Here is a 3,378-nt window from a genome sequence, read left to right as displayed (position 1 = left end):
GCCGCTCGTCGAGGCGGCGTATTTCGGCGCGCCTGTGATTGCCAGCGACATTTCCGTGTTTCGTGAGATCGGCGGCGATACAGCGTGTTATTTCGATCTTCTCGACATTGGAAGCCTTACGGAACGCATTTGCCAAATGCTCAGGACGAAAAAGATCGCATCGAGGATCCCTTCCATCAGTTGGGTCGAATCGACAAGGGAGCTGATGAAAATGCTGCATGAAGAACGTTATCAGCGTAGTCTCTGTTGAGAGTTTCCGTCGCTTTTTGATCCGTTTCGAGCTGTGGTTATAGACGGAAATGACCGTATCGATCGTTCGTCCTACGTTACCAGCAATGAAAGCAGGAGTTCGGCCAGTCGCTTCTGATATTCCGCAGCCGTCCAGCCTCGTTTCACCACGAGGTCGTCCCAAGTGGTCGACGACGTCGTTGTCCAGATCAGATCCGCGGCTGTGGAAGTGTCGAGGCCGAGGCGGAGTTTGCCCTCCGCAGCGATGCGCGCGGCCACAGCGCGGCATCCCTCTAGCCGATCGTTCTGCCGATCCTGCCACGCGTTCTGCGCCGCAGGATCTTGCCGGCGAAGGACATCAAATGCGTCCGCGAGCGGCTTGTAGGCGGGACTGAGCCGGGCCTGGAGGTCGATAATCGCGAGCAGCGCCGCTATTCCGCTTTCAGCGGCCCTGATGCGCGCCTGTTCTTGGACGATCCCTCGGCGTCCATCCGCGAAACGGAGAAGTGCTATGAAAAGATCTGATTTGTCGGAGAAAGCAAGATAGAGCGCTTGGCGTGAAAGGCCTGCCTCATCCGCGATCGCGCTCATGGTGATGGTTTTTGCCCCGCTTTCGATTAGTCTGAGAGCCGCTTGCAGGATACGCGAGCGAGTTGTCGTCTCTGAACTTGACACCGTGTAAACTCCGAGTCACTTTACACTGTGTAAAGGCATGCGCCTTCCTTGTGAAGGCGCAACGAAAGGGACTCGATGCTAATACACACTTTCAGAGGCGAGGGCCGCGTGTTCGGCTTCACGCGCGTCGAGGACGGGATGAATTTGCCTAAGCAATACGGCCCCTGGACCGTGTTCAAGTCCTTCGAGATGCACAGGGACGAGCCTCACGCCGGGATCGATGTAAATGCGTGCCTGGACGATATCTCCGAGCACGGATTCCACCTGACCGATGCGCATCAGCGCATCACTCATTTGGCGGTTTCGTAGCTCCAGAGTCAGGGTGGATCACGCACGCAGATTGCGCTTGAAAAAAGGTCATAAGAAGTTTGCGGAGCCATCTCTCTTCCCCGGCGTCGTCCCGAGCCGTTGGCCTGCAGTGCCGCAAAAGCGGCACCCAGGGGACGATGTTCTACGCGTGCGCCATGCGTCGACTCCTTCGCGGGAATGGGTAAGAATGCCCCGAAGAAATTGCCCCCGGGTACTGCCTGCCCGGGGTCAAAACCTGCAGGCAATGAATTTAGAGAAGCGATGTTGCACTAACATCCTATGAGGACAAAAACATTGAAAAATGATATCTCAGAACAGTATTTTCGTGCCTATCCTGCATCCTTTGAACAACAACGGTTGTGGTTTATTGATCAGCTCAAGCCGAACATCTCCGCCTACAACATCAATACATCTATACGCTTAGTTGGTCATTTGGATGAAATACTTCTGGAAGAATGCCTAAACGAGATCGTTCGGCGCCACGAGAGCCTACGTACAACCTTCAAAAATGAAGCTGGGCATCTGCCAGTTCAAGTGATCGCACCAAGCCTGTCAATTGAGATGCCTGTGATCGACCTAAGCGCTCTGCCCGAAGGTGGACGTGAAACCGGGGCTCAACGCCTAGCGAAACAGGCGGCAGCATTACCGTTTGATCTGGAGACCGGTCCTCTCGCGCGGTTCCAATTGTTGCACCTGGCAGCGCGGGATCACATGCTTTTGCTGACGATTCACCACATCATCTTTGACGGTTGGTCTATGAGTGTTCTCTTGCGGGAACTGTCCGCACTATACAGTGCTTATGCGAAGGGCCAACTCGTCCATCTTCCGGAATTGCCCATCCAATACGCCGACTATGCAATCTGGCAGCGCGATCTCCTGCGCGACGAAATGCGCGAAAGACTACTCTCTTATTGGAAAAAGCAGCTGGCTGACCTGCCCGTGTTGGAGTTGCCGACTGAGCGGCCGCGCGGGGCGCTTCAGACTTTCCGCGGCGCCCAGCAATACCTGGATATACCGAGAGCGCTAACTGATGGGCTCAAAGCGCTAAGTCAACAGAACAGGTGTACCTTGTTCATGACCTTGCTAGCGGCCTTTCAGACCCTGCTCCATCGCTACAGCGGGCAAGACGACATCGTCATTGGCATCCCCTTCTCCGTTCGGGACCGTCCGGAGACCAATGAGATCATTGGCTGTTTCGTCAACTCTCTGGTGCTGCGGACCGATGTCGCAGGGGACCCCAGGTTCACAGAGCTTTTGACCCGAGTCCGTGAGGTATGCTTCGGTGCCTACGCTCATCGGGATTTGCCGTTCGAACAAGTCGTTGAGGAGCTGCGACCCGAGCGGGACATGGACCGAAATCCGCTGTTTCAGGTGATGTTCGTATTCCAGAACAGCCCCGCAATGGAGCTAGACCTGCCGAGCTTGAGTGTAGAATTCCTCCCAATAGAAAGTGGAATGGCAAAGTTCGACCTGACCCTCGATATGAGCGAAGGTCCAGACGGACTAAGAGGGACACTGGAATACAACACTGATCTATTCGACGCCGCCACTATCCAGCGTATGGGCGGGCATTTCCAGACGCTCCTGGAAGGCATCGTCACAGCCCCCGAGGTGCGCCTGTCTGAATTGCCCTTGCTTACTGTTGCTGAGCGCCGGGAACTGCTGGTGGAGTGGAACGACACCGCCGCCGATTTCCCGGGCAATCGGTGTATCCACCAACTGTTCGATGACCAAGCCGCCAGGTCTCCCGAGGCGGTGGCATTAATCTACGAAGACCGGCAGCTCACGTATGGCGAACTCAACGCCCGAGCCAATCAACTCGCCCACTATTTGCGCACACTTGGCGTCTTGCCGGAGGTGCTAGTAGGGTTGTGTATGGAGCGCTCGCTGGAGCTTGTGGTGGGGGTCTTGGGTATCCTAAAGGCGGGTGGGGCGTATGTCCCGCTGGACCCGACTTACCCGAAAGAGCGGCTAGCGTTCATGCTACAGGACTCCGGCGCCCCCGTGGTGGTAACGCTGGGCAGACTGGCATCGGCCTTGCCGCCATTTACCGGGGCCGTCGTTTGCCTTGATTCCGAATGGCCTGTGATTTCCGCAGAGAGTCCGGACAGCTTCGACCTGTTGCCTCTGCCAACGGCCGAAAATCTTGCGTACGTGATGTACACC

3 protein-coding genes and 1 pseudogene are annotated in these 3,378 nt (G+C 56.1%); 2 read left to right on the top strand and 2 right to left on the bottom strand.

The genetic code is table 11. The features are described from left to right. Positions 1-250: pseudogene (locus A1351_RS25215) on the top strand (glycosyltransferase family 1 protein); the annotation flags it as partial. Between the two features lie 71 nt (positions 251-321). On the opposite strand, the gene A1351_RS07020 reads toward A1351_RS25215, so the two are convergent. Beyond that, positions 322-903, bottom strand: coding sequence for a TetR/AcrR family transcriptional regulator (locus tag A1351_RS07020; RefSeq protein ID WP_083967196.1), 582 nt, complete (start codon positions 901-903; stop codon positions 322-324). Positions 904-981: 78 nt separating this feature from the next. Next, on the bottom strand, positions 982-1,197 hold the full coding sequence (locus tag A1351_RS24510) for a hypothetical protein (protein ID WP_157096158.1): 216 nt from the start codon (positions 1,195-1,197) through the stop codon (positions 982-984). Positions 1,198-1,506: 309 nt separating this feature from the next. Between A1351_RS24510 and A1351_RS24505 the strand changes: the two genes are divergently transcribed. After that, a partial coding sequence (locus A1351_RS24505; protein WP_198162249.1) for a condensation domain-containing protein occupies positions 1,507-3,378 on the top strand: 1,872 nt, incomplete at its 3' end.

The organism is Methylosinus sp. R-45379, from assembly GCF_001644125.1.
Classification (GTDB): domain Bacteria; phylum Pseudomonadota; class Alphaproteobacteria; order Rhizobiales; family Beijerinckiaceae; genus Methylosinus.
Note: the sequence above shows the minus strand (reverse complement) of the source record. Positions and strands in the feature narration are given on the sequence as shown.

What these genes read in the sequence shown, in the direction of transcription:
- A1351_RS24510 (WP_157096158.1), bottom strand. Translation starts at nt 1,197, where the DNA reads ATGAGTGATGCGCTGATGCGCATCGGTCAGGTGGAATCCGTGCTCGGA.